Consider the following 26,626-nt stretch of genomic DNA (forward strand, 5'->3'; position numbering starts at 1 on the left):
CAATAATGAAATGGTTAATTGTAGTGGTTATAAGTTGGTGTATCGGGTTTATCAGTTATCCGCTGATATGGCCTAGTGACACCCCAGACACTACCGAACATGCCGATTTATTGTCCAAAACACCACAAGGCAACACTTCAAAATTTGTCTCTGCAGGTCAAGCTAATCTTACTTCGGTAAATGATGTAACCCAGAACACTCACGACCGAGAAGCATTTAAGGCATCGTTAGGCAATGATGAAACGCCTTACATGTCGATTTTTCGCATCATGCAACTGGCCGAACAAGACCCTCTAGAAGCATTATTCGTTGCCGAAGAAACGCAACATGAAGACTTATATGGATTAATTTTAGAAATAGCGGGGAAAATGCAATTTTCAAATGTCATTTCATGGCTAGAACAGCAAAAGTCGACTGAACAATATGAATCATTACTCGACGGTTATTTACGTGGTTTAGCGTCTGTAAATCCGCAACAAGCATTAAGCGATGTAGAGTTATTAGCAGTAGAACCAATGAAGTCGTCGATCATCATGTCGATTGTAGACTCATGGGCCAACACCGATGCAATAGCCGCATTTGAATGGTTAAAATTGCAAACAGAAACTCAATCAACGTTAAAAATGTACTTAAATACCATGTATTACTACATTGAACAGTCACCTAACGAAGCCGCCAATCTCATTTCATCACTGCCATTAAATGAGTCGACTAATTATCTTATTACATCGATGGTATATCAGTTGGTTGAAAAGAATACTCAAGATGCTGTCGATTGGTTAGATACTATTGCCGTAGAGCAACGTGCCAGCGGGATATATATTGTCTCTCGAAAAATGTCAGAAACAGATCCTGAGGCTGCTTTAGTATTTTTAAACAATCAAAAACAAGCTTACGATTTAAATCAAGATTATTTCAACAGTGCCTTAGCTGAAATAGCCAGTGTGGAACCCAATATGATGCTAGCGCGAATAGATAATTATGAAGCGAATGTTCAGCGGGATATTATCATTAATGCTAGCTACGCCCTCGCAGAAAATTCGGAAGTCGATTTTTTGCAGGTAATTAACTCGCTGTCCGATGACAACAAAGATATTGCTTTTCGTCAACGATCAGCCCAGTTGAGCCAAACAGATCCACAACAAGCGTTTAATGTAGCCGAACGCATTAATGATGCCACGACTCGATTAGAATCTATTGCCAGTACCGTCAATGTCTGGAGTGGGTTTGACAAACGAGCAGCGATGACAGCAATTGATAACTCAACCCTCTTAACAGCCAGTCAAAAAGCCGAAATAAGCAGTCAAATACAATTGCAGCTGACATCATCGAATATTATTTACCCTTGAGTAGCCATTTGATTATTTGGCTAACGAGCTTGTTCTATTGATTGCCACGGCAATTAACATCTTGTTATAGAAATAAGCAATCCACACAGATGCACACAGTCGTTAAGTTGATTATGATGATGACATTAAATAGTAAGTTAATGCCTACCAAAAAGGCCACATAATGCAACGCAGACAGTTTTTAAAAGTGGGAATGTTAGGCGCTGCGGTAGGATTTACTGGTGCCAGTGCATTATGGTTAAGCCAAGGCAATGATCCAACACAACTGAACATTGCTGCACTATTAGCCAAGTTGAATAAGTTAACGATGTTATCAACCGAACAACTTGCAGGTTTAAGCACTGGCAAGTGGAACAGTGCTGAAGTGTTTACACATTGCGCGCAAAGTGTTGAATTTTCAATGAGCGGGTTTCCAGAGCATAAATCAGCACTCTTTAAACAAACTGTCGGGGCGCTGGCATTCACCGTATTTGCCACTAAAGGCGCAATGTCTCATAACTTAGCCGAACCAATCCCTGCTGCGCCAGAGTTAGACCGCAGTGTTGATGTTAATCAAGCACTCGCTAGGCTGATACAATCTTTAAAAGATTTTCAACAATATAAAACTGATTTGGCACCACATTTTGCTTATGGTGAATTAAACAAAGCAGATTACGAGCTTGCCCATGTACTGCATTTTTATAATCACCAACAGAACTTTAATCTAATGAGTTAACGGTTAAAAAATTAACATTAAATATCAAGAGCGTAAACAAAATCCCAATGCAACGTTAGTGCAGCTTAGATAGCCCGTTTTTATCGATACTACTGGCATTATGTAATCGCAACGCCCAATTACCATGATGTTGCTGATCACAAGCAGTTTCAGTATCAAAGCTAACATGTTGATTAATATCTTTGAGATCAATCTGGTATTGAGCAAGGGTGCGTTGAATTAGCGTTAACAGTAGCGCTTTATGACCACTTTGATTAAATTGCGTTAGTTGTGTTTCAGTATCAAATATACAAATAATTCGTAAGCTCTTGGGGAATGTCGTGTAATCAACGACGTGCGTAATCCATGCAAAACCAGGATAGCTATCCAGTGCATGTTCGCATACGACGGTTAACCCCTCTCTTAATTTATTATCGATTTTTTTATCGGTTTTTCGCATACTAAAATGTTCTTCCTAATCTGTACAACTAGATGAATACATCATCATATTAAAAGCTATCGAGTACATTATGTTTTTATGCGCAGAACATATCGTTAACCATAGTTCTGGTGACCATTAATGATGAACGGCTATTTCGTTACATAACTCTTGTTAAAGTTTGAGCTAATGACGAGGGCCTGTTTATCTTTGCAAAAACAGCCTTGAAAGATCAACAGGCCCTAAACCGTAACCCTACTTAAGATGGTCTACACCAGTATCGATCCGGTTCCCTCCAGCATTTTTTGCTCTATACATAGCTTGATCTGCATATTGAATTAATTGCTGCTCATCAGCACCATTATCGGGATAACGAGCGACACCAATACTCGGTGAAAGTTGCAAATTAAGGCTATCAAATTGATAAGTTTTCTCCAGTTCAAGTCGAATATTCTCTGCAATAAACAACACACTATCAACTGAATCAATACCATTTAGTACAACGACAAATTCATCGCCACCAAAACGTCCAACCGTATCTGATTTACGAACGCAATCACGCAAACGCTGAGCGATATTCTTAAGTAGCTTGTCACCAACAAGATGCCCATAGCTGTCATTAACATGTTTAAACCCATCAATGTCGATAAATAACAAAGAAAGATGAGAGCCTTCGCGACGCGCCAGTCCAAGCGATGTTTGTAAACGCCCAAACAACAATGCTCTATTAGGTAATTCTGTTAATGGATCATGTCCTGCAATGTAATGAAGTTGCTGCTCCATTAATTTTCGTTCAGTAATATCGTGAGCAACTGCAATTCTAAACTGGTGATCTTCAGACCATCGTGCCGACCAAAGAATATCAATTATTTTGCCATCTTTACGAACCCAACGATTTTCAAAACGAGGTAGTTTTTTGCCACTCAGCAATGATTCAACGACTTTAAGTGTCTTTATACCGTCTTCAGGATAAACATGGTCAAGCATAGGTTTGCCTATCACTTCGTCAGGAGAGTATCCAAAAATATCTTCAAATGCAGCACTAACAAACACAAAATTTCCTGCTTTATCAACCACACAAACTGCATCGAGCATTAAGTCCATAACATCTCTAAGCGCCACTACATCAATGGTCTTCATACTGTGCGTACCTCGAGAAGTTAGCTAAATTAATAAAGCGTAATACACGCCAGCTTATAAGTAGCGTCCAATAAACTCAATGGCTTATAACGATATGATTTAAACATTGCGATTCATAAAGACTAAAGGAACAAGTTTCATCACACTAAAACATCATTTATCCCTTGAATAATCGACTAGCACACGGCTCTTGTTGCATAAGAATCAAGCCATTAAACGGTATCATTAACCTAAGTGATATAGAGTGCCAAATGGGAGGCGTCATTACGCTAACGGTCTACCCTTTGTATTTATTGAGTTCTCAAAGTCATTTATTGACAAACAACAAGTAGAGGTTAATCCCCAAGGGCATTGATAGCTAAAATATTAAGCAGTTGTGTTGTTAACGCTTTCTTAATCGGCTCTAATGATCACAAACAGACAAGAAAGCATATCTTATGCAAAAAATATGGTAATTAAATAACATTAATGCTTTATCCGCTCTTGCAAACAAGCATAAATGCGGTTAAGTTAACTGCAAGTCGATATACACGACATCAGATGAGTGCATAATCTCTCATTTGAACTGATTTACTAATATCAAATAAAGAGTACTGAAATGAACATCCAAGTGACTACAATCCACCATCATCACCATATGCGGTAGCCTTCGGATGCTAACTGCCGAAGGACGATATCCTTCTGGTGGTGAACAATTATTCACATAAACCCCTGGAAGGAATTTCAGGGGTTTTTTGTTTCTAAATTTTTATTTTTATTTAAGCAGTTAAATTTACACATTTTATATTTAATACATAAGGAATTATCACATGAGTGAGTCAAAGCGTTTACGTATAGCCATCCAGAAATCAGGCCGTTTATCTAAAGAATCTCAACAATTGCTGAAAAGCTGTGGCGTTAAATTTAACGTTAATGAGCAACGCTTGATTGCACACGCAGACAACATGCCAATCGACTTATTACGCGTTCGTGATGATGATATTCCAGGCTTAGTAATGGATGGAGTTGTCGACCTAGGTATTATCGGTGAAAACGTTCTAGAAGAAGAACAAATAGAGCGCCAACTAGCAGGTAAACCGGCTGAATGCACTAAATTACGTGAATTAGATTTTGGTTCATGTCGTTTATCACTTGCGGTACCTAATGAGTTTGAATATAAAGATGCCAACTCACTAGAAGGTCTGCGCATCGCGACATCTTACCCGAACTTACTGCGCCGTTTTATGCTAGAAAAAGGCATTAACTACAGCGACTGTATGCTTAAAGGTTCTGTTGAAGTCGCGCCACGGGCAGGATTGTCAGATGGCATTTGTGATTTAGTCTCGACCGGTGCAACCCTTGAAGCGAACGGCTTGTATGAAACCGAAGTCATTTACCGCTCAATGGCTTGCATTATTCAATCAAACAAAACTCAATCTACTGAAAAACAAGCTCTAATCAACAAAATCTTATCGCGTATTAATGGCGTTATCCGTGCCCGTGAAAGTAAGTACATCTTATTGCACGCTCCAATTGAAACGTTAGATCAAATCGTTGCCCTACTCCCAGGCGCTGAAAACCCAACCGTATTACCACTTAATGACGACACTAATCGTGTGGCAATTCACGTAGTAAGCACAGAAGATTTATTCTGGGACACTATGGAAGAATTAACCGCACTAGGTGCAAGCTCAATTCTGGTCATGCCTATTGAAAAAATGATGGGGTAACACAAATGCAAATTCTCGATTGGGCTTCTTTATCTACTGAACAACAACGACAAACGTTAGCGCGTTCGCCATTAATTGGTGATGCAAGTGTAGAGCAACGTGTTCGTGACATTATTGAGCAAGTCAACGCTCAAGGTGATAGCGCATTACTGGCTTATAACAAGCAATTTGACGGTGTTGAACTGACTGAGCTCGCATTATCAACTGACGCCATTGCGGCAGCATGTGCACGTGTAGGTGACGACGTCAAACAAGCTGTTGCGCAAGCGGTGAACAACATTGAAACCTTTCACAAGGCGCAGGTGTTTCAGGGTGTTGATATAGAAACTCAAGCGGGAATTCGTTGTGAATTGCGCAGTGAACCCATCGAGCGAGTCGGCTTATATATTCCCGGTGGTACAGCTCCATTAATATCCACAGTAATGATGTTGGCGTTACCAGCAAGAATTGCCGGTTGCGAAAAGCGTGTGTTAGTCAGTCCACCGCCGATTAATGATGCGATTATTTATGCCGCCAATGTCTGTGGTATTACTGATATTTTCCAGGTGGGTGGTGCCCAAGCCATTGCGGCATTAGCATTTGGGACAGAGTCGGTGCCGAACGTAGATAAAATATTTGGTCCGGGTAATCGTTATGTGACTGAAGCAAAACGATTAGTGTCACAGGACAGCCGTATTAGTGTGTCAATAGACATGCCTGCAGGTCCGTCTGAAGTGTTAGTGATTGCCGACAAAGATGCAAATCCTGGTTTTGTTGCGGCCGATTTATTATCCCAAGCAGAACATGGTGTTGACTCGCAAGTAATGTTAGTGACTGACTCATTAACACTGGCAGAGCAAGTCAACCAAGCGTTAACTGAACAATTAGCACAGTTGAGCCGTAAAGACATCGCCGCACAAGCGCTAGAATGCAGCCGCAGTATTATTGTTAGCGATATGGTGCAAGCTGCAAAAGTATCTAATTTGTATGGCCCAGAACATTTAATTATTCAAACTACTGCCCCACGTGACGTGCTTAGGCAAGTTCGCGGTGCCGGCTCCGTCTTTTTAGGCGCTTATACCCCAGAGTCTGTGGGCGATTATGCTAGCGGTACTAACCATGTTTTACCGACTTATGGTTATAGCCGTTCAGTTTCAAGTTTGTCATTAGCCGATTTTAGTCGACGATTTACAGTGCAAGAGCTCAGCCAACAAGGGCTTAAAACTTTAGGTAACACTGTGATGGTGTTGGCAGAAAATGAATTATTAGATGCACATAAAAATGCTATCGCCATTCGTTTAGCCAGTTTTTAGTCGTTAGCAGTAAATAGTATGTCAGCGCTATAGCTAAGAGCTAGTTAGCACCCTATTAGAGTAGAAAGTAGAGAACACCGCCATGAGCCAGACCGTAGCAGCGTCTTTTGATCCAAAGCAGTTGGCTAGACCCGAATTATTGACATTAACACCCTATCAAAGTGCCAGACGAATTGGTGGTCGCGGTGATATTTGGATTAACGCCAATGAATCGCCATTCAATAATAGCCCGCTTGATAAAGTGAATCGTTACCCAGAATGCCAACCTGCTGAACTCATCAATGCTTACAGCCGTTATTCAGGCGTTAAGGCAAGTAATATTATTGCCAGTCGCGGTGCCGACGAAGCGATCGAATTACTCATTCGTACATTTTGTATCCCTGCCGTCGACAGTATTGCTTGTTTTGGTCCAACTTATGGAATGTATTCAATTAGTGCTGCAACCTTTAATGTAGCTGTCACAGCGTTAAGTTTAACCGATGAATATCAGTTACCGGATGCGTGGCCAACACAAATCGGCAATGCCAAAATTGTATTTATTTGTAACCCAAATAACCCAACCGGCACCGTGATTGCAAAAGACAAAATTGAACAAGCTATTAACGCAGCACCTAAAGCTATTGTGGTGGTAGACGAAGCCTACATTGAGTTTTGCCCAGACTACAGCGTGGCAGATTTACTTGGCGCCTACCCTAACCTTGTGGTGTTGCGCACATTATCAAAAGCATTTGCTTTAGCAGGTGCACGTTGTGGCTTTATGCTCGCCAGTGATGACATTATTGACTTAGTCATGCGAGTCATCGCCCCTTACCCGGTGCCATTACCGGTGTCAGACCTTGCGGTAAAAGCGTTAAGTCCTGCTGGCATTGACACTATGCGAACTCAAGTCGCCAGTTTAATTGAACAAGGCAAACGCTTAAGCGTTGCATTAACAGCCTATGGCGCTAAGGTGTTACCTGCCAACGGTAACTATGTTTTAGCCCAATTTGACGATGTACAAGCAGCCGCTAAACGATTAAGCGATTCCGGCGTGGTTGCTCGAGCATACAAAGACCCACGCCTTGCTGATGCGATTCGTTTTAGCTTTACATCAGCCAAACAAACCGATGTGATTATTCAGTTATTTGGTTAATGCGTTAGTGCGTTAGTGCACGTTGCATATCGGTCAATACCCTATACATCATAAATAAGAATTAGATATCACCATTAAGGTAGTTAGCATGAAACAGAAAATCCTTTTTATCGACCGCGACGGTACATTAGTTGAAGAGCCAGCCATCGATAAACAACTCGATAGTTTGGCTAAATTAGAGTTTGAACCACAAGTGATCCCAGCGTTACTTAAATTGCAGAAAGCCGGTTTCCGTTTAGTCATGGTCAGCAATCAAGACGGTTTGGGCACACCTTCGTTTCCAAAAGCAGACTTTGATGCCCCGCACGACATGATGATGCAAATTTTTTCAAGCCAAGGTGTCGTTTTTGACGATGTGGTTATCTGTCCACACTTTAATGATGAAAACTGCAGCTGTCGTAAGCCTAAACTTGGCTTAGTAAAAGACTACTTAACCCAGGGTAAAGTAGATTTTACTGAATCCGCAGTAATTGGCGATCGTGAAACTGACGTTGAGCTCGCTAATGCCATGGGCATTAAAAGCTTTAAATATAATCGTCAAACACTCGACTGGGACGCTATAACCAGCGCTTTATTAAGTAAAGGTCGCGTGGCAACGGTAGTGCGTACCACCAAAGAAACCGACATCAAAGTCACCATCGACTTAGACAACCAAAGCAAAGGTAAGATTGAAACCGGGATTGGCTTTTTTGACCATATGCTGGATCAAATTCAAACCCACGGTAATTTTAAAATGGACGTGCATGTTGACGGCGACCTAGAAATTGACGACCACCACAGCGTAGAAGACACGGCCCTCGCTATTGGCGATGCCATTCGCCAGGCATTAGGCGACAAGCGCGGTATCGCTCGTTTTGGTTTTAGCTTACCTATGGATGAAGCCAGTGGCGAATGTTTAATGGACATTTCTGGTCGTCCATTCATAAAATTCAATGCTGACTTTGATCGCGAAATGGTCGGTGAAATGGCTATCGAAATGGTGCCTCACTTCTTCCGCTCATTCGCTGATGGCCTACGTTGCACTTTACACATTGGATCGAAAGGCGATAACGATCACCACAAAGTAGAAGCACTGTTTAAAGTGTTAGGCCGTACGCTTCGCCAAGCGGTGAAAGTCGAAGGTGACATACTGCCATCAAGCAAAGGTGTGCTGTAAGGAGTTCATGTGACACAAGTATCGAATACTTCAAACGCTACCAATGATCTTACCGTGATTATTGATACCGGCTGTGCCAATTTAAGCTCTGTACGGTTTGCTTTTGAGCGCCTGAATGCCAATGTCTTAGTCAGTGCTGACTTTGATGTCATCCGCAGCGCCGCAAGAGTGGTACTACCGGGTGTTGGCACCGCTGGTGCGGCCATGGATGCCCTAAAACAAAAGAACCTTATCGAGCTAATTAAAAGCTTAACGCAACCTGTTATGGGCGTGTGTTTAGGCATGCAAATGCTGGCATCATTGTCTAATGAACATGGCGGCCGCAGCGAGCAAAATATCACCTGTCTAGGATTAGTGCCGACAGACATTGGCGACCTAGACAGTAAAGGCTTACCGCTGCCACACATGGGCTGGAATCAAATAGAGGTGAGCGATCACCCATTATTTGTTGGCATTGAAAATGGCAGCTACGTGTATTTTGTTCACAGCTACCGTGCGCCAATCAGTGAGTACACCCTAGCCAGCAGCACTTATGGCGAGTCATTCAGTGCCGCCATTGGTAAAGGTAACTTTTTTGGGGTGCAATTCCACCCAGAAAAAAGTGCCAAAGTAGGCGCACAAATTTTACAGAACTTCTTAAACATGGGGACACCACAGTGATTATTCCTGCCATTGATTTAATTGACGGCCAAGTGGTGCGCTTGTACCAAGGTGACTATGACAAACAGACCACCTTTGACTTAAGTCCACTGGTACAATTGCAGTCTTATCAAGCCCAAGGGGCAAAATTGCTGCATATCGTTGACTTAACGGGTGCTAAAGATCCTAATAAACGCCAAACTCAATTAATTGCTGAACTTGCTGCGGGACTTGATGTTGATATTCAAGTCGGCGGCGGTATTCGCAGCGAAGAGCAAGTCGCGGAATTATTAGCCATTGGTGTTAAACGTGTGGTGATAGGCTCTCTTGCAGTCAAAGAGCCTGAACTGGTCAAAAGTTGGTTTGTAAAATACGGCAGCGATGCCATTTGTTTGGCTCTTGATGTCAATATTAACGATAACGGCGACAAAATTGTCGCGGTATCGGGCTGGCAATCGGGTGGCGGTAAGTCATTAGAGTCGTTAGTGGCTGAATTTGAAACCGTCGGTCTTAAGCATGCTTTAGTGACTGATATCAGCCGTGATGGCACCTTAACAGGCGCCAATACCGAGCTCTACACAGAACTTGCCGCAACGTATCCCCATATCCTTTGGCAAGCCTCTGGTGGCATTGCAACACTTGACAATGTTGCCGCTGTACGCGACAGCAAAGCATCGGGCATTATTATCGGTAAAGCTTTACTGATTAACCAATTTACCGTGAAGGAGGCAATACAATGCTGGCCAAACGCATAGTTCCGTGTCTTGATGTACGCGAAGGTAAAGTGGTTAAAGGGGTGCAGTTTCGCAATCACGAGATTGTTGGAGACATCGTTCCCCTCGCCGCCCGTTATGCAGAAGAAGGCGCTGATGAGTTAGTGTTTTATGACATTACCGCCAGCGCGCACGACCGCGTTATCGATAAATCTTGGGTTAGCCGCGTAGCTGAACAAATTGATATTCCGTTTTGTGTCGCCGGGGGCATTAAAACCATCGAGCAGGCACGCGAAAAACTCGCCTTTGGTGCTGATAAAATATCGATTAACTCGCCTGCATTAAGCGACCCGAGTTTAATATCACGCCTACAAGATGAGTTTGGCCGCCAGTGTATCGTTATCGGCATTGACTCATTTTACGATGCTGTCAGCGATAGTTACAAAGTAAAACAGTTTACCGGGGATGAAGCCGCTACCAAAGACACTCAATGGTATACTCAGGATTGGGTTGAAGAAGTGCAAAAACGCGGTTGTGGCGAGATTGTATTGAACGTCATGAACCAAGACGGCGTGCGCGGTGGTTATGACATCAAACAACTCAGCATTGTACGCGCCATTTGCGATGTACCGTTAATTGCTTCTGGCGGTGCGGGCACCATGGAGCACTTTAAAGAAGTGTTTGAACTTGCCAAGGTTGATGCCGCATTAGCAGCAAGCGTATTTCATAAAGGCATCATTGATATTGGTGAGTTAAAACAATACTTGCACGCCAATAACATCGCGATTCGTTTATAGGCTTAGACTTTTACGAAACTAGAAAATAGCCTTACCCAAAAAGAGATTACAGATGACAGACATCAAATTTGATAGCACAGGCGTAGATTGGGACAAGCAACAAGGCTTGATCCCAGCGGTTGTACAGCACCACCTAACGGGCAAAGTCCTCATGCTAGGTTACATGGACCAAGCTGCATTAGAGAAAACCTTAGCCACCAAACAAGTCACTTTTTTTAGTCGTTCTAAACAACGTTTATGGACCAAAGGCGAAACCTCAGGCAACACGCTTGATCTCATTGCTATCGACAAAGATTGCGACAACGACAGTTTTCTAGTTCAAGTTATTCCTAACGGCCCAACTTGTCACACTGGGACAGAAAGCTGCTGGAAAGATGGTAACGCGCATCCTTTTATCGATAATCTAACCAAGTTGATTATTTCACGTAAAGGCCAAAGTGCTGAGTCAAGCTATACTGCCTCGCTATTTGAACGTGGTACTAAGCGTATTGCGCAAAAAGTCGGTGAGGAAGGTTTAGAAACTGCGCTTGCTGCTGCGACTCATGATAAAGAGGAGCTTGTGAATGAAGCCTCTGATTTGATGTATCACTTAATCGTGTTACTTGAAGACCAAGGCTTATCAATGGCTGATATTAATAAAAACTTATTAGATCGTCACAATAAAGCCAAGTAGTTTTCGAGTCCTTCTGCATTAAATAGAAAAAGACGCTACGGCGTCTTTTTTGTTGATATACATTGATATAAAAATGGTTTTATTTACATTTTATGACTTTGAGTTATCGTCAAATTACCATTAACATGCAAATCACGTTGTGGGTATGCTATCACCACATTATTCTCGTTAAATAGTTCATACATTCTAAAGCGAATTTCGCTACGACGGCGGCGGATATCCGTTTCTGACACTGCACTGACCCAGAATATTAAGTCGAAAATCAATGCGTTGTCGCCAAAGTCCTCAAATAAGACAGAAGGTTTAGGTTGCGGCAGAATATCATCCCGTTCAGCAATAATTTGATAAATCAGCTCACGCACTTTAATCACATCCGAACCGTAAGCGACACCTACACGAACAAATGTACGTGCATTTTTATCGATCAAGGTCCAATTAGTTACGGTATTTTCCAGTAACTGACTGTTAGGCACTAGCATGTGCACCCCGTCATTTCGGCGTATCAAGGTTGAGCGAGTATTGATACATTCCACTACTCCACGGGCTTCACCGACTTCTAAAAAGTCACCAATACGGATTGGCCGTTCCCACATTAAAATCCAACCACTGATAAAGTTATTGATAATGTTTTGTGCACCAAAACCGACCCCAATGGCTATCGCACCAGACACAAACGCAAATGCCGTTAATGGAATATTTAAAATTTCCATACTGGTAAACACCAGCACCGCAATACTGATAATAAAATACATGCGAGTGAACAAGTGAATTGCATCTGCGCCCACTTTTCGACGTTTTAGTGCTTTAACAATCAATCGCCCAACACGAGTGATAATAAACCACGCTAAAAATATGTAGAGAGGCACTTGCAACAGCTGCAATAAGGTGATGTGATGATTATCATAAGTGAACACCACAAACGATAAAGCCGCTAATAACTCATTAAAATCCATATAAACCTCTTATTATTATTGTGTTCATATCATAGTAGTCGTTATATTTTAGTAAAATTCTTGCTCGCCCGGAGGACGAGTTTTAAGTAATTTCAAAAACCACATATATTGCTCTGGATAAGCATTAATGACTTGTTCAACCACTTTGTTTAATGCGATAGCTTCGTTTTCTTTGCCAATCATTTCATCAGGATTCACCGCTGGCATCACTGTCATAATAAATTGTTTAGCTTGTTGATCGTATCCTATTTTAACAGGCATAACTTGTGCGTTGCCGGCTTGAGCTAAGCGCCCTACTACGGGTAATGTCGCTTTAACAGTACCCATAAAAGGTGCAAACACACTCTGTTCAGGGCCTAAGTCTTCATCTGGTAAATAGAAAAAACTGTTATCATTTTTTAACTCTGCTAACAATGCTCTGATGCCTGCTTCACGCATATACACGCGACCATTTTGACTGCTGCGCATCCGGTTACTAAACCAATTAAATAACCCATTGCGATGAGCCTTAGCCATAGTCACTAAAGGTATTTCCATGTTAATACGAAGACCTGCGTACTCCATCGGCCATACATGCGGCATGATGAAAATAATCGGCTGCTTAGCATCGCGAGCTGCTTTAACATGCTCAAAACCGTTAAGTTGAATACGTCGTTTAAGGTGCGCGGTAGAACGAATAAGCAGCTCTGCTTGCGATAATAAAGTAATGACAAATGTCTCAACATTTTTTTTGATTAATTCATCGACTTGTTCAGCTGATTTTTCTGGAAAACAATGGGTAATGTTCACCTTTGCTATTCGCAATGGTTTTTTGGCCACTTTCATCACGACTCGAGCCAATAGTCTCGCAATGGGATCTCTTACGCTTGCGGGAAGTACGCCAAATAGAAACAACACAGCGATAGCTAGCCATGTTCCCCAGTAACGAGGATGCAATAGTGATTTATTAAAGCGAGTATCAAAATATTTTGCTTGTCGTGCCAAAAGAAACTCCAAATAAACTGACCGTGACCCACGGTAAAAAATCATATTATAACGAAGGCATTATACTAGTGATTAATGAGTGTGAAACAGAAATTATACCAGACAATAGCAAACGTCTTTGTTGCACAGCTTACTCACACCTATTTTAGAACAGCCTGGGCAAGATTTATCGAATACACTGGTTACCATGCCAATATCAAGCTGATGCAGCAAACGGTGGGTTACATTCACCAAATTCAAAAACAAAAGAGCCACTCAATTAAGAGTGGCTCTTCGTAATACAGATCCGTTCGGATTGGCGTATTAACTAGTGAACTATTTTTTACCCGAGTTTGCCGCTTCGACACGTGATTTTAACTTCTGTCCAGGACGGAAGGTAACAACACGGCGTGCAGAAATCGGAATATCTTCACCAGTTTTCGGGTTCCTTCCCGGTCTTTGATTCTTGTCCCTAAGGTCAAAGTTGCCAAAGCCAGATAACTTGACCTGCTCACCACTTTCGAGTGCTTCACGAATTTCTTCAAAAAAAGACTCAACCATCTCTTTAGCCACACGTTTGTTAATACCCAATGTTTCAAAAAGATGTTCTGCCATTTCGGCTTTGGTAAGTGCCATACTTTAATCCCTCAACGATGCGTTGAACTCGGTCTTTAGAGCCGATACCACTGATTCCATGGTCTCAGTAATATCTTTATCTTCAAGTGTACGAGTAGTGTCTTGTAACGTAAGTGCGATGGCTAGGCTCTTTTTGCCTGGCTCAACACCTTTACCTTGGTATACATCGAACAAGTTTAAGCCAACCAACTGATTTTCGCCAACTTTTCTTATCAAATTCATAACATCAGTTGCAGAAACTGTTTCATCTACTACTACCGCGATGTCGCGACGATTGGCAGGAAACTTAGATACAGCTTGGGCTAGCGGCAAACGGGCGTGCAATAATGCATCCAGTTCTAACTCAAAAACAATTGTTTTTCCATTGAGTCCAAACGGCTTTTCCAAACTAGGATGGATAGCACCGATGTAACCAATGACTCGATTATTTCGTAATATTTCAGCACATTGACCTGGATGCAGCGCAGGATGTGTTGCCCCTCTAAAGCTAAATTCTGTAGAGGCAACTGTCAAGCCGATTATTGCTTCTAAATCACCTTTTAAATCAAAGAAGTCGACAGTTTTCGATTCCATTGACCAATGTTCTTCGTTTTGAACACCGGAAATAACCGCGCCCAGCATAGCTTGTTGACGAACTCCAGAATCTGCTTGTGCATCAGGAACAAAGCGTAAACCGGTCTCAAATAAACGTACTCTATTTTGCTGACGGCTCTGGTTATAGCCTACTGCGGTCAATAATCCAGTAAACATTGATAAGCGCATTGCTGACATTTCGACAGAAATCGGGTTAGGCAATACCATGGCTTCTTCGCCAGGATGAACAATGTTCTGCATCTTAGGGTCGACAAAGCTGTAGGTCACCGCTTCTTGGAAACCACGAGCCACAAATATACTGCGCACACGTTTTAACGAAATATCCGCTTCTTTGTGATCTGGCATGCTTAACACCGCTTGAGGGGCGATATTAGGAATGTTGTTGTAGCCGTAAATGCGGGCGACTTCTTCGATTAAATCTTCTTCAATCGCCATATCAAAGCGATAGGTAGCCGTTGTCACATGCCATACATCACCGCTGGTCTGCACGCTAAAACCTAAACGTTCTAGAATTTCAACCACGTCAGAATCTGGAATAAAGTGGCCTAAGCTTTTATCTAACTTGCTACGACGCAAAGTGATATTAGCGGCTGCGGGCAAATGCTCAGTAGACACGGCTTCAATCACCTGCCCGGCTTCACCACCACAAATATCTAATACAAGGCGTGTAGCGCGGTCCATAACCTTATGTTGCAACTCAGGGTCTACACCACGTTCAAAACGGTGTGACGCGTCTGTGTGTAAGCCTAAGCGACGAGATTTACCCATGATGGCTAATGGTGCAAAGAAAGCGCACTCTAAAAGAATGTCTTGGGTGTTTTCATTCACACCGGTACTTTCGCCGCCAAACACACCCGCAAGCGCAACCGCTTGTTTGTCGTCTGCAATCACTAAGGTATCGCTTGGAACGGTAATTTCGTTGCTATCCAGTAAGGTTAGCTTTTCAACACCATCAGCTAAACGCACGGTAATACCGCCGTTTAAAGCATTTAAATCAAACGCATGCATTGGCTGACCAAATTCGATCAACACATAGTTGGTGATATCAACGATGGGATCGATTGAGCGAATACCACTACGACGCAATTTTTCTTGCATCCATAATGGCGTAGTAGCCTTAACATTGATGTTTTTAACCACACGGCCTAAGTAACGTGGGCACAAATCTGGTGCAACAACATTTATGCTAAACGGCGCGTCGATAGTGGCCGTTACCGCTTCCCAGGAAGGCTCTGTCACTGCTTGGCGATTTAATACACCCACTTCACGTGCAAGCCCTGCCATGCCTAAACAATCAGCGCGGTTAGCCGTTAAATCAACATCAATAATGGCGTCATCTAATTGCAAGTATTCACGCACATTGACGCCTAAAGGCGCATCTTGTGGTAATTCGATAATGCCATCACTTTCGATGTCCATACCTAACTCGCCATACGAGCACAACATGCCCATTGACGGTTGACCACGTAACTTGGCTTTTTTAATTTTAAAATCGCCAGGTAACACAGCGCCAACCATTGCTACAGCCACTTTTAAGCCTAAACGGCAGTTTGGTGCTCCACAAACAATGTCGATAAGCTCATCGCCGCCAACATTGATTTTGGTGACGCGTAATTTGTCTGCATCTGGGTGTTGGCCACATTCAACCACTTCGCCAATAATAACACCGCTAAAATCGGCAGCTACGGCATCAATACCGTCAACTTCAAGACCGGCCATGGTGATTTGGTGTGATAATGCGTCACGACTTACTGATGGGTTAACCCACTCACGAAGCCAAGATTCACTGAATTTCATCTACTTTTTGCTCCGTTATTTGAATTGCTTAAGAAAACGTAAATCGTTTTCGAAGAAGGCACGTAAATCATTTACGCCGTAGCGCAACATGGTTAAACGCTCAACACCCATACCAAAAGCAAAACCAGAGTATTTTTCAGGGTCAATACCCACACTGCGCAATACATTTGGATGTACCATGCCACAGCCTAATACTTCTAACCACTTACCGTTTTTTCCCATCACGTCTACTTCGGCTGAAGGTTCTGTAAATGGAAAGTAAGATGGGCGGAAACGTACTTCTAAGTCTTCTTCAAAGAAGTTACGTAAAAAATCATGCAAAATGCCCTTAAGCTCGGCAAAGTTAACGTTTTCAGCAACCATTAACCCTTCAACTTGGTGGAACATTGGCGTGTGAGTTTGGTCGTAATCATTACGATAAACACGGCCTGGAGAAATGATCCGAAGTGGCGGCTTTTCATGTTCCATCGTGCGAATTTGTACGCCCGATGTTTGGGTGCGTAACATCACTTTAGGATTAAAGTAAAAAGTGTCATGATCAGCACGAGCAGGATGATGCTCAGAAATATTTAACGCATCGAAATTATGGAAATCATCTTCGATTTCAGGACCTTGCTTAACAACAAAGCCTAACTCACCAAAGAAGGTTTCAATACGTTCGATAGTACGCGTAACCGGATGTAAACCACCGATATCTAAGGTACGACCAGGTAAAGTCACATCAATATTTTCAGCAATTAATTTGGCTTCTAACTCAGATGCTTTTAATCCGTCAATACGCTCAGTCAACTGCTGTTGAACGGCTTGTTTAGCTTGATTGACTGCGGCACCAAAGGCAGGTTTTTCTTCTGCACTTAATGATCCCATCATTTTCATCATGTCAGTGATTTTACCTTTTTTACCAAGGTAATCGACACGGATATCATCCAATGTCTTTAGATCACTGGCCTTATCAATGACTTCTAAGGCTTGTTCTACGATCTCGGTTAACTGCTGCATGTTATCATCCACTGCATTTTTGCATTTAAATGCGATTGGGCGTCTTGTCGGCTATGCGAGTACACAAAAGTGATAACTCGGTAGTGAGTGACGACGCGGTAGTTTGACGCTTATTATGACAAATAAACCATCAAAACTGGGGTTAAAATAAAAGAGTGAAATTTTACGTTAGCGAGTCTAAATTTACTAGTCATTATTGGTATATTTAATGGCAAATAGTTGTATTTAACTACAATTACCCCTCTTAGTGTGTATCGGTGACGACAAGTAATAAGCTAACAGTCTTGCTAAGCAAAATCGTCGGTCTGCTGATGATGAGAATAGATGAATGTCTATTGAGCTTGCATGCAACAATTTAGTGCCGTTGAACAGTCATCATAAAGGTCGGTTTACGCGGATAAAACACAATAAAAAAGGCGCATGTTGCGCCTTCCTCATTATTTTTCGTGAATATTTATTCACATATCGACAATATTTACCTATCTAAAATTGAGTGTTGCAGTGTCTTTTTCATCGTCATTATCGACTACCGTCAGTGACACAGCTTTATCGCGACGACTGAAACTAAACGCGATTGGCCCATGTGCTTTTCGACCATTATTAAATAGCCAGTTTTGACGTTTAATAAAACCGTCTTGGTCATAGCTCGTTGAAATAAATAATTTCATAAACCATAAGTTAACCAAGTGTATTTGTGCAGTTGGCGCTATATTAGCCGGTTCAACAAGCACATTTATGGTTTTCACGGTTGTCACAACCTCACCTTTATTGTCAGTAACAGTAAGCTGAACTTGATAATTACCTGATTGCAGATATTGATGTGAAGCCGTTTCTACATTAGCAACAGTACCATTAACGATAGTACCATCACCAAAATCCCATTCTAATGACGTAATATCACCATCATTATCAACAGAGGTAGACTGAACCTGTAGTTGGCTACCATTGATTTGATGATCAAAACTGGCGATTGGGAGCTCATTTTTCACCTCAAATTGCAGTGAAACAATCACAGGATCATGGTCTGAAGAGCGGAAGCCATCAGCTTGATACAAATCTTGTATCTGAGCAGCAGATTTAAACTCTTGGTTATAATCAAGGATCCTTGGCTCGTCAGCATTGATGTGCCATTCCGTTATGGCTAATACATTATCCAATAACGCTTGGTTTGCTAATGCATGGTCTAATTGGCCTGACTCACCCGAGAACACATAGGAGTATGAATTAACACTGCCAAGATGCTCATTTAATTCGCTATAGCCATGGCTGGCAAGTTGAGTGAGTGGATTTTCTTTGGCATAAGCATTTAAATCACCCATTACCAAGATTTTTTGCTCTGGATACTGCTCCATTAACCATTGCCCAATAGCATCTGTTGCCCGGGTACGGGTTAAATTACAGTTACCTTGGCCATCCAATAAATCAGGATCATTGTTACTGTCGCAACTACTTCCTTTTGATTTTAAATGGTTTACGGCGACAACAATGCTGCCCTCACGGCCATTGAGCATAAATGATTGCGTTAACATCGGACGGTTTTTACCGTCATCAAACAATGCCGCGCCATTTCCATCAACAGGCGAATTAGCTGAAGATAATATTTGAGCATCACCTGTTGGAGTGATTTTATCAGCACGGTAGATCATTCCCACAGCAATTGCATCGGAACCTATTTGTGCCACTGAAGGCACAACATAAGCGTATACCTCCGCTCCCATAGCTTGGTTTAATCCGCTGACTAAGTCGTTAATGGCTGAATCACTACCATAGCCGTCATTTTCAATTTCCATTAAACCAAATACATCAGCGTTAATGGCATGCATTGCACTGATAATTTTCACGCGTTGACGCTCAAATTCAGATAATGTGTCGGCGCCGCGATCAGTCGGAAATCCATTGCCGTTGCCATCACCGTTGAAATAATTAAGCACATTGAAACTGGCGACACGAAGATCTGCGCCAAGCGCTAACTCTGGAGTAGATTGTCGCGGGTTACTTTGCACTACATTGACCACTTGAGTTGGCATCACACGATATTGGCTAAAGCCATAATGCATAATACCCTCGAGCCCGGTAACAGAATCGCCTACCCGTAAGGTATTTGAGGCTGATAACCCTGGAGCTGGATAAGGTATCTGTTCAGGATTTTGGCTGGTTAAGCCATCATCCAACAAGATACTATCTCTGGCATTCGCTTCAGTCACTGCCAGCGCTGCTGCACCAGGTAAAGCAACTTGAGTACCGATAAAATGGCGACTACTGCCTAATGATACTTCACCATAACGGCCTAAGTTATACACTTCATTGACCACCAGAGATTGATCGAATATTACTCGCATGCCTTCAACACGCTCAAGTTGTTGATTGTCGGCTAACGGCAATGTGACAGTAGCAACCACAGGCAATGGTAGGTTAGTACCACATAACGCAAATTGAGTCACATTAGACAACTGAGTTGTGCCTTGATATTCGGCAACAGAAGCTTGTAAACGAATTCTATCACCGGCATTCACGTCAAGTGATTGATTACCACTGTAAACAAAAATACCTTCTGAGGTGTTAATGTCAGCATCAACTTCGCTGTCGGCCATTTGGATAAATATACCCTTTAGCCCAGCTTGTTGATTACTCGTCACAATCGCTTCAACCACCACTTCTGAACCCACTAGAGGGCTTGTGTCATCCATCCCTTGAATGTCATGGATTGCGACTGCGCTTTGTGAACAGACAAATTCTATTGCCTCAGTTGGATCTACTGGGTCTACCGGATCTGTTGGACCTGAATCATTACCCGCGAAAACACCTAAATCGCTGATGTCATCTTGAGCAAAACCTTGCCAGCCAGTAAATGTGACTTCGTCGTCAATGATGGTATCGGCAATTAATTGAGTGGAGTCACGACGAAGAGTATTGTTTTGGGTCGATAAATCACCTGTTCCCCATTGTGAACCGGGGTCTGTACCCACTTGTCCTAGGGAGTCGATAACTAGGTTATTGTGACTGAGTACAATGGCATCATCACCATTAAAAAAGCTCGCAGTACTAGTCTGTTGAGCAAGCGCAAGGATCTCTGCAGATGCGTCATTATCGGCGATAACAAACGTTGAGTTGGCTGCAATATTGCCATCCAATGCAATATTGGTTGTCGCTGCGGTATTGCCATTAAAATAAAACGACAACACATAATTACTCAAATCTATCGCTATCGAACTTGGATTGTACAATTCAATTGCTTTGTTATTACTGCTGCCTTCTATGTACTCTGAAATAAGCACATCTTGAGCAGCAACATTGAATACCATTAAAGATGATATCGATATCGCGAGCAACGACTTTTGAACTAACATAGTGAACCCCTATTCATTATCCATAAATCCAATGAGTTAATTTAATTATTCAATTGATATTTTATTGCTTGGTATAACCTCAGCTCGGAATAACCGTTGTAATAAACAGATAAAGATCCGTTTATGTTCAAATCATCAATATCAAGCTTGCCATTGTTTTGCTAACAAACCGTATTGACGAATCAATAGTGTGCGAGTTGTAAGTTGAGACAACAGCGATAGCGAAATAAGCGCATGTTTGATAAGCATTTATGATCCCGCGTTGAGGCTACATAGCTCAATCAGCGCTTACTATAACGATTACGGATGACAATAAGGTTGCAAAGATGTTGCAGTGAATACAAAAGCAATTTCAGTCAACAACCGCGCCTAACTACCGCTTATTCACACACCTCTTTCTACGATCTTTTTTGGTTACCTAGGCGTGAAAAAAAGCCAAAAAAATACCGCTCATATTGAGCGGTATTGTTAGCTGATGTTATTGAACGATGTTATTGACCAGCGTTATTGATCGATGTTATTGACTGATGTTATTGACCGATAATAAGCAATTAATGCTTTTTAGACACATCAACCATATAGTGACCTTGTAACCAATTTCGGCCAATTAATAATTTATAACCCATTTTGGTACGGTCTTTAAGATTCACATCGACTATAAATTCATGACGAGGCTCACCAACACTTAACCTCACCATGTAACGCCTTTCTGTACCTTGTGCATTACGAATTAACGATGTGCCCCGAATTTTGGTGCGAACATCAGCTTTTTCGCCTTTTTCATTCGCTGTGGTGAACGTAATCATCTTACCGATGTTATTTTCAATGTTCACTTTGTCTTCATTCTCGACTCGAATATTAACTGCATGTAATGAGTTTTCAACGGCGCCGGTATCTATACGCGTATTATACATTAAGCCAGTTTGCTTAATGCTCAGCTCTGCTAAAGGACCAATGGTCTTTTTGTCAGAAACATCCACAATGTAGTTATGTTTTAAAAAGTTACGCCCAATAAGTAATTTGTAATTCATGTGGCTACGATCGCGTAAGTTAACATGAATATTATGCAATTGATCAGGAAAACCTATATCAAGCTTCACCATGTAACGAGTTTCAATACCTTGAGAGTTTTTCACCCTTGAAGTACTGACAATTTCGGCTTGAATGCGTTTTTTCTCACCACGTTCATTTTCAGTAGTGAATTCAACAATTTTACCAACATTGCTTTTCATTTTTTTGGATGCACCGCCAAGGATTTCTAAATTGACAGCGTGCAGTGAAGTGTTCACGGCACCTGTATCAATGCGAGCATTATATTGTAGTCCTGACTTAGCTACGGTCATGGTTTCAACTTGACTTAAAACGGTTTTATCACTCGCAAAAACAGATATAGAAAGCAAACACAGCAGAGTCGAAATCACAATTCTTTTAAACATGATCAATCCCAAAAAATCCACAAATCGCTTTAGTAGCGGCCAGTTTTATGTACGTTTATTGCAATAAATGATCAACTTCTTGATCGAATAAATTTTTAATCAGTCCTGAAAACTCAGTAATAAAAATGCTTTGTTCGGGGGTGGCTTGTTGATTGGCTACAGAGGCTAAAATCTCTTCTAAGTCATATACAATTGCGTCAATTTCGCGAATAACCATATTACGTTGTGCAAATGATAATTGCGGGTTTTGCCCACATACCATAATGATCTGAGCAGATAACTGCTCTTCAAACAATTCCATGACAGTTTCCGTTGCAGCGGCATTACTCTCAGACGACTCAAATAGCCCTAAATGTTCAGTTAAATACTGAATTAAATGCATATATCCGTCTTTGTCAGTAACCATTTCATACCACCTTTCTTAAAAACGACTTAACAGGAAATGGCTCTCAACCTGATGATTGAAAACCATTAATAACCACATATAACTATTGCGCTAAGGTTAGCACAAATGACACTGGCACCGCTAAGCTGATACTCGGCAATCCCGCCATTTCTTTAAGTTTTTCGACACCGGACACTAAACCAAATTCACTTGCTTGAACAATCACTGGCGCTAAGCTTGAAATCACCATTTTCTTATCCGACAATTTAGCGACTAACACATCAAAGCTCTTCTGTTGTTTCTGACCATGTAGCTTAATGGTTGCTTCAACTTGCGTCGTTAGCGTGTCACCGACTTTTAATCCGGCTAGCAATTTAGGGTTAACCACTGCATCCAAGGTTAACTTAGGAAACTGTGCCACTTCAAATAACACTGCTTGCATTCGTTGATCACGAATTTCTATTCCGGTATCAACACTGGTTAAATCAATCGATAAAGAAAATGCACCAGCATCCGTTAATGAACCTGCAACTTGTTTAAAATGATGCACTTCAGCAACATCGGCTTTCTTAATCGAAATGAAGCTCACCCGAGAATGATCTTGATTGACTTGCCAATCGCCTGCCATCACTGATGTACTCAGCAAGCTCGCGGCTAATAATGGTAACCATTTTTTCATCGTAAAGTCCTTTGTATAGAAAGTAAGATTAACAATAAATAAGTATAGAGTAATCTTTGGTTATATCTTGCTGGGGATCAATCTAGCCAGCCATTTGTCTAACGCTTGTGCAAAAGCATGTTTATCCGTTTGCGAAAAACTGTTCGGACCACCAGTATGGATGCCACTGCTGCGCATTTCTTCCATAAAATCGCGCATCGTCAGAATCTGTTTAATATTTTCAGCTGTATACACGGTACCACGAGGGTTTAATACTAGTGCGCCTTTATCAACCGCATCAGATGCCAGAGGAATATCAGCAGTGACGACTAAGTCCCCTTTGACGACTTGTTCCACAATGTAGTTATCTGCTTCATCAAAACCCGAACTCACCCGTATCATGCTAACTAAGGGCGAAATAGGCACTTTAATCATTTGATTGGCCACTAACACTAATCGAACCGATTTACGCTCAGATGCCCTAAACAACATTTCTTTAACTGGGTTGGGGCAAGCATCAGCATCAACCCAGATTTTATTGGTTATCACCGCAAAATGCTCCACTTCATTAACACTCATTAAGGTGCCAACCGATCAATATTCCAATCCGCATCGGTTTTAGTGTAAATAAATCGGTCGTGTAACCGATGTTCACCACCCTGCCAAAACTCAATGCTAGCTGGTCGCACCAAATATCCACCCCAAAACTTAGGTAATGGAACCTCACCTTGGGCAAATTTAGCTTTCATTTCAGCAAATTTACCTTCTAACGCCTGTCGTGCGCTAATCTTGCTTGATTGTTTAGATACCCAGGCAGCAATTTGGCTGTCTTTTGGTCTAGACATAAAATATTTCGCCACGTCCAACATCGATAATGGCTCCGCTTGCCCTAATACAGCCACTTGACGTTCAAGTGGATGCCAAGGAAACAGTAAACTGACTTTACTGTTAATCGCAATTTGTTTTGCTTTGCGGCTTTCTAAATTAGTAAAAAACACAAAACCGTTATCATCAAACTTTTTTAATAACACAATACGTTGAAATGGCTGGCCATCTTCGTCTACCGTCGCGACACACATGGCCGTTGGGTCAGTAAGTTGGGCATCTTTTGCCTGTTGCATCCATTGTTCGAATAGATCCATTGGGTTAACAGGCAAATTCGCTCGTCTTAATCCGCCCTGGGTATATTCACGGCGAATATCACTTAAATCACTCATATTGGTTCCTCATTAAACCTTGCTGAACCTATTCTACGCTGAGCAGACACAAAAAAGCCAACGTCAACTCGTTGGCTAATGTGTTTAATTACAAAGTTGAAATTACTTTTTAATTAAGCCTTTACCTTCAGCCCACACCTGTAGCATTTCAAGGCCCAGTGTTGCTGCAGCTAGCGGGGTAACATCTGTATAATCATAAAAGAGTGCTAGTTCTACAACATCCATGCCGACAATATTTAAACCACGTAAGCCACGAATGATCTCGCTAGTGAACTTACCACAAACGGGCGTAGCTGTAGCGGTTGCAAAAGCTGGGTCTAAACATAAACAGTCAATGTCGAATGTCGAATGTCGAATGTCGAATGCGACGTATAACGGCATATCGCCAACACGCATAATTAACTGTTCAACCATTTGTTGAGCCGTTAAGTTATTGGCGAATCACTTCAAAGCCATGACCTTTTTTGTGCTATTCAGTACAAATAGCAATTTGCATTGAATGCTCAACATCAATAAACCCCTCACGCAGAGCATAGTAAAACATTGTCCCGTAGTCGTACCGTACTTACTGCCTTGGCGGTATCTGTGTGGGCATCAAAAGGTAAACCAATAACAACGTCTGCGTCAGACTCTGCGGGTTTGAAATCAAGCGGTTGGCGTAAATAGCCACATGGGTTTGAATAATACGAATAATCAAATTTTTCTACGAAAGTAGTTATAAACGATCAAAAGATGGCAACTGTTGATAATTATAATAGTGTAGGGTTCAGCAGTTCTGAGCAATCTTGCTGATAGTGGTTAAAGTGTATAGTGAAACCTTGCTCGATTGGCATCGCGCAATGGCTTAAACACAAATAATTTAAAAAGGGTTTATTGGCAATATGACTATTAAAGCCAATAATGTCACAGCTACTAGGGTGCAATAATCTTACCAGTTCAGCAAAAACATCAACCGGCGTTGAGCTAAGATCAATGTTAGTTTCAACACTCACATATGAGCTATTTTCTTGAGGTGTAATGTGTATTGTAAAATATTCAGCACCGCGAATACCGTTTATTGAATAACCTAACGGACTGAATAAATACTGATCAATACTAAAACCATTAAATAATTGTTCCAGTTGCAGCATCTGACTAATTTGAACAGTTGATTGCTGCTCACCACGTAAATAATCAGCTACTGCACCAGAAATATGGTACATCAGCAGCTCATTGGTGGTATCAAGCTGGCTAGCTTGATAGTCTTTGTTGGTCGAAAATATATAGTGATGATGGCTATCTAAATGACCCATTCGATAGGCCTGTCCAGCAATAAACTGCCTTAATCTAAACACATCATCGGTAAAGGAAGTTGCTTGTAAATGGGCATAATATTCATTTTTGCGTTGATAACAAATGTACGCAATCGCCTGTTCACTTAAATGTTCAATGCAGTAGCATGCAGATTCTACCAACGTGCTAGCCCCGCAAGTGAGCATAACGATACGATCATCCCAAACAAATAAACTCGATTCACTCAGCAAATAAGCATCACAATATTCATTATTTATGGAAGATAAAATGTCTGCATTTGAGGCAGCAACGAGCCCCAGCCAAAATATTCGATCTAAGGATCGTAATTTAGGCGCCGATTCATTAACAATAATCTCTAACTTTTTCTCTGAACCTTCAAAAAACATGTGTAACTACTCAGCACTTATTCTAATTAGAGATGTTTGTATAAAAATGTAATGTCTCATGGTTAAGCCATATATGCGCAGTTAAAAGCGAAAAAGCGTAGTTTAGCTGTTTAAATGAGCATTTCCCAACGATAAAATAGGCTTAAATAGAACTGCCTGAATAATTACAAATATGTTAGCAACTTAAAAGCCTAGCGACCTGAGATCGCTAGGCTTTTTTAATAACAAG

The 26,626-nt window shown here is 41.6% G+C and carries 25 protein-coding genes; 10 read left to right on the plus strand and 15 right to left on the minus strand.

Annotated features, from left to right (window positions below):
• Nucleotides 1–5 precede the first annotated feature (5 nt).
• Nucleotides 6–1,349, plus strand: coding sequence for a hypothetical protein (locus AAEY98_RS08340; RefSeq protein ID WP_351016260.1), 1,344 nt, complete (start codon nucleotides 6–8; stop codon nucleotides 1,347–1,349).
• Nucleotides 1,350–1,512: 163 nt separating this feature from the next.
• Nucleotides 1,513–2,064, plus strand: coding sequence for a DUF1569 domain-containing protein (locus AAEY98_RS08345; protein ID WP_351016263.1), 552 nt, complete (start codon nucleotides 1,513–1,515; stop codon nucleotides 2,062–2,064).
• A gap of 55 nt (nucleotides 2,065–2,119) precedes the next feature.
• On the opposite strand, the gene AAEY98_RS08350 is transcribed toward AAEY98_RS08345, so the two are convergent.
• Nucleotides 2,120–2,503 (minus strand): Fis family transcriptional regulator, encoded by a 384-nt coding sequence (locus tag AAEY98_RS08350; RefSeq protein ID WP_192116092.1) that lies wholly within the window; start codon nucleotides 2,501–2,503, stop codon nucleotides 2,120–2,122.
• A 234-nt stretch (nucleotides 2,504–2,737) separates the two neighbouring features.
• Nucleotides 2,738–3,622, minus strand: coding sequence for a diguanylate cyclase domain-containing protein (locus AAEY98_RS08355; RefSeq protein WP_101087565.1), 885 nt, complete (start codon nucleotides 3,620–3,622; stop codon nucleotides 2,738–2,740).
• A gap of 809 nt (nucleotides 3,623–4,431) precedes the next feature.
• Between AAEY98_RS08355 and hisG the strand changes: the two genes are divergently transcribed.
• The 8 genes from hisG to hisIE all read left to right on the plus strand — a co-directional run bounded on the left by hisG (nucleotide 4,432) and on the right by hisIE (nucleotide 11,733).
• Nucleotides 4,432–5,331 carry an ATP phosphoribosyltransferase gene (gene hisG / locus AAEY98_RS08360; protein WP_101087564.1) on the plus strand — a complete coding sequence of 300 codons (900 nt, stop codon included), beginning with the start codon at nucleotides 4,432–4,434 and terminating at the stop codon, nucleotides 5,329–5,331.
• A 5-nt stretch (nucleotides 5,332–5,336) separates the two neighbouring features.
• Nucleotides 5,337–6,623: a histidinol dehydrogenase gene (gene hisD, locus AAEY98_RS08365; RefSeq protein WP_335692498.1), complete on the plus strand. Its 1,287-nt coding sequence runs from the start codon at nucleotides 5,337–5,339 to the stop codon at nucleotides 6,621–6,623.
• 82 nt (nucleotides 6,624–6,705) lie between these two features.
• On the plus strand, nucleotides 6,706–7,755 hold the full coding sequence (hisC, locus tag AAEY98_RS08370; protein ID WP_101087562.1) for a histidinol-phosphate transaminase: 1,050 nt from the start codon (nucleotides 6,706–6,708) through the stop codon (nucleotides 7,753–7,755).
• A gap of 88 nt (nucleotides 7,756–7,843) precedes the next feature.
• Nucleotides 7,844–8,911 (plus strand): bifunctional histidinol-phosphatase/imidazoleglycerol-phosphate dehydratase HisB, encoded by a 1,068-nt coding sequence (gene hisB, locus AAEY98_RS08375; RefSeq protein ID WP_351016267.1) that lies wholly within the window; start codon nucleotides 7,844–7,846, stop codon nucleotides 8,909–8,911.
• A gap of 9 nt (nucleotides 8,912–8,920) precedes the next feature.
• Nucleotides 8,921–9,571, plus strand: coding sequence for an imidazole glycerol phosphate synthase subunit HisH (gene hisH / locus AAEY98_RS08380; protein WP_162022920.1), 651 nt, complete (start codon nucleotides 8,921–8,923; stop codon nucleotides 9,569–9,571).
• The gene (gene hisA / locus AAEY98_RS08385) at nucleotides 9,568–10,305 is read left to right on the plus strand and encodes a 1-(5-phosphoribosyl)-5-[(5-phosphoribosylamino)methylideneamino]imidazole-4-carboxamide isomerase (protein ID WP_350978799.1); all 738 of its coding nucleotides are present in this window, start codon (nucleotides 9,568–9,570) and stop codon (nucleotides 10,303–10,305) included. The genes hisH and hisA overlap by 4 nt, the downstream gene beginning before the upstream one ends.
• A complete protein-coding gene (gene hisF, locus AAEY98_RS08390; RefSeq protein ID WP_101087558.1) occupies nucleotides 10,287–11,060 on the plus strand; it encodes an imidazole glycerol phosphate synthase subunit HisF in 774 nt (257 codons plus the stop codon). The genes hisA and hisF overlap by 19 nt, the downstream gene beginning before the upstream one ends.
• Nucleotides 11,061–11,112: 52 nt before the next feature.
• Complete coding sequence (gene hisIE / locus AAEY98_RS08395; RefSeq protein ID WP_101087557.1) at nucleotides 11,113–11,733, plus strand: bifunctional phosphoribosyl-AMP cyclohydrolase/phosphoribosyl-ATP diphosphatase HisIE; 621 nt, start codon at nucleotides 11,113–11,115, stop codon at nucleotides 11,731–11,733.
• Nucleotides 11,734–11,816: 83 nt separating this feature from the next.
• Here hisIE and AAEY98_RS08400 read toward each other — a convergent pair whose 3' ends face one another.
• The 13 genes from AAEY98_RS08400 to AAEY98_RS08460 form a co-directional block, all read right to left on the minus strand.
• On the minus strand, nucleotides 11,817–12,686 hold the full coding sequence (locus AAEY98_RS08400; RefSeq protein WP_351016271.1) for a mechanosensitive ion channel family protein: 870 nt from the start codon (nucleotides 12,684–12,686) through the stop codon (nucleotides 11,817–11,819).
• Nucleotides 12,687–12,734: 48 nt separating this feature from the next.
• On the minus strand, nucleotides 12,735–13,670 hold the full coding sequence (lpxM, locus tag AAEY98_RS08405) for a lauroyl-Kdo(2)-lipid IV(A) myristoyltransferase (RefSeq protein ID WP_101087555.1): 936 nt from the start codon (nucleotides 13,668–13,670) through the stop codon (nucleotides 12,735–12,737).
• 315 nt (nucleotides 13,671–13,985) lie between these two features.
• Nucleotides 13,986–14,285: an integration host factor subunit alpha gene (ihfA, locus tag AAEY98_RS08410; RefSeq protein WP_011637176.1), complete on the minus strand. Its 300-nt coding sequence runs from the start codon at nucleotides 14,283–14,285 to the stop codon at nucleotides 13,986–13,988.
• Between the two features lie 3 nt (nucleotides 14,286–14,288).
• Complete coding sequence (gene pheT / locus AAEY98_RS08415) at nucleotides 14,289–16,676, minus strand: phenylalanine--tRNA ligase subunit beta (protein ID WP_351016274.1); 2,388 nt, start codon at nucleotides 16,674–16,676, stop codon at nucleotides 14,289–14,291.
• A gap of 15 nt (nucleotides 16,677–16,691) precedes the next feature.
• On the minus strand, nucleotides 16,692–17,675 hold the full coding sequence (pheS, locus tag AAEY98_RS08420) for a phenylalanine--tRNA ligase subunit alpha (protein WP_059745381.1): 984 nt from the start codon (nucleotides 17,673–17,675) through the stop codon (nucleotides 16,692–16,694).
• 479 nt (nucleotides 17,676–18,154) lie between these two features.
• Nucleotides 18,155–21,022 (minus strand): ExeM/NucH family extracellular endonuclease, encoded by a 2,868-nt coding sequence (locus AAEY98_RS08425; protein WP_351016277.1) that lies wholly within the window; start codon nucleotides 21,020–21,022, stop codon nucleotides 18,155–18,157.
• 551 nt (nucleotides 21,023–21,573) lie between these two features.
• Nucleotides 21,574–22,458 carry a putative ATP-dependent zinc protease gene (locus AAEY98_RS08430; RefSeq protein WP_182743689.1) on the minus strand — a complete coding sequence of 295 codons (885 nt, stop codon included), beginning with the start codon at nucleotides 22,456–22,458 and terminating at the stop codon, nucleotides 21,574–21,576.
• A gap of 55 nt (nucleotides 22,459–22,513) precedes the next feature.
• A complete protein-coding gene (locus AAEY98_RS08435) occupies nucleotides 22,514–22,864 on the minus strand; it encodes a DUF3802 family protein (protein WP_101087551.1) in 351 nt (116 codons plus the stop codon).
• Nucleotides 22,865–22,946: 82 nt separating this feature from the next.
• The gene (locus AAEY98_RS08440; protein ID WP_101087550.1) at nucleotides 22,947–23,522 is read right to left on the minus strand and encodes a YceI family protein; all 576 of its coding nucleotides are present in this window, start codon (nucleotides 23,520–23,522) and stop codon (nucleotides 22,947–22,949) included.
• A 60-nt stretch (nucleotides 23,523–23,582) separates the two neighbouring features.
• On the minus strand, nucleotides 23,583–24,080 hold the full coding sequence (locus AAEY98_RS08445; protein WP_101087549.1) for a YaiI/YqxD family protein: 498 nt from the start codon (nucleotides 24,078–24,080) through the stop codon (nucleotides 23,583–23,585).
• A complete protein-coding gene (pdxH, locus tag AAEY98_RS08450) occupies nucleotides 24,080–24,718 on the minus strand; it encodes a pyridoxamine 5'-phosphate oxidase (RefSeq protein WP_101087548.1) in 639 nt (212 codons plus the stop codon). The genes AAEY98_RS08445 and pdxH overlap by 1 nt, the downstream gene beginning before the upstream one ends.
• A 102-nt stretch (nucleotides 24,719–24,820) precedes the next feature.
• On the minus strand, nucleotides 24,821–25,132 hold the full coding sequence (locus tag AAEY98_RS08455) for an arginase family protein (RefSeq protein ID WP_351016280.1): 312 nt from the start codon (nucleotides 25,130–25,132) through the stop codon (nucleotides 24,821–24,823).
• A 335-nt stretch (nucleotides 25,133–25,467) separates the two neighbouring features.
• The gene (locus AAEY98_RS08460) at nucleotides 25,468–26,397 is read right to left on the minus strand and encodes an adenosylmethionine decarboxylase (protein ID WP_351016283.1); all 930 of its coding nucleotides are present in this window, start codon (nucleotides 26,395–26,397) and stop codon (nucleotides 25,468–25,470) included.
• Between the last annotated feature and the right edge of the window lie 229 nt (nucleotides 26,398–26,626).

Source organism: Shewanella sp. AC91-MNA-CIBAN-0169, from assembly GCF_040310165.1.
Lineage (GTDB): Bacteria > Pseudomonadota > Gammaproteobacteria > Enterobacterales > Shewanellaceae > Shewanella.